Source organism: Streptomyces sp. E11-3, assembly GCF_046540415.1.
Classification (GTDB): Bacteria; Actinomycetota; Actinomycetes; order Streptomycetales; family Streptomycetaceae; genus Streptomyces.
In genome coordinates, this window is the sequence record NZ_JAZGRL010000188.1 from 1 (window position 1) to 1,165 (window position 1,165).

A 1,165-nucleotide genomic window follows, 5' to 3' on the forward strand; every position below is an offset into this window, starting at 1 on the left:
GTAGGGCTGCCCGGACTGGGGCTGCTGCGGGGGGTACGGCTGTCCGGGTGGGGCGGCCTGCTGGCCTGGATGTGCCTGGCCCGGGTGCGACTGGCCGGGCAGTGGCGGGGCGAGCTGCGGCGGCTGGTTGGCGCCGTGCGGTGTCCACAGGCCCTGCTCCTGCTGGGCGCGCGCGAAGTCCTCGGCGACCAGGGCCGAAAGGGTGAAGTACGCGTCGCGGGTCTTCGGCCGCATCATGTCGAGGTCGACCTCGGCGCCCGCCGAGAGGTGCTCGTCGAAGGGGATGACGACCACGCCGCGGCAGCGGGTCTCGAAGTGCTGCACGATGTCATCGACCTTGATCATCTTGCCGGTCTCGCGCACCCCGGAGATCACCGTCAGGGACCGCGAGACCAGTTCCGCGTACCCGTGCGCGGAGAGCCAGTCCAGCGTCGTACTGGCGCTGCTCGCACCGTCGACCGACGGTGTCGAGATGATGATCAACTGGTCGGCGAGGTCGAGCACGCCGCGCATCGCGCTGTAGAGCAGTCCGGTGCCGGAGTCGGTGAGGATGATCGGGTACTGCTTGCCGAGTACGTCGATCGCGCGCCGGTAGTCCTCGTCGTTGAAGGTCGTGGAGACCGCCGGGTCCACGTCGTTGGCGATGATCTCGAGACCTGACGGCGCCTGCGAGGTGAACCGCCGGATGTCCATGTACGAGCTGATGTGCGGGATCGCCTGGACCAGGTCGCGGATGGTGGCGCCGGTCTCCCGGCGCACGCGGCGGCCGAGCGTCCCGGCGTCCGGGTTGGCGTCGATCGCCAGGATCTTGTCCTGCCGCTCGGTGGCCAGGGTCGCGCCGAGCGCGGTGGTGGTCGTGGTCTTGCCGACGCCTCCCTTGAGGGAGATCACCGCGATCCGGTAGCAGGACAGCACCGGCGTACGGATGAGGTCGAGCTTGCGCTGCCGCTCGGCCTCCTCCTTCTTACCGCCGATCTTGAAGCGGGACCCGGAACTGGCCGAGCTGCGGCTGCTCTTGGCCTTCTGCTTCTTGTTCAGCAGCCGCTCGGACGACAGCTCGACGGCGGCCGTGTACCCGAGGGGCGCGCCGGGAACCTGCCGCTCCCGCTGGTCATGCGTGACGGGCTGCGGCCAGGCGCCACCGGAGCGGGGGTCGGCGGGTGAA

At 70.0% G+C, this 1,165-nt stretch carries 1 protein-coding gene; it reads right to left on the reverse strand.

The window, feature by feature from the left end; all coding sequences use genetic code 11:
• On the reverse strand, positions 1–1,165 hold a 1,165-nt coding region (locus U9R90_RS36300; protein ID WP_411061767.1), incomplete at both ends, for a MinD/ParA family protein.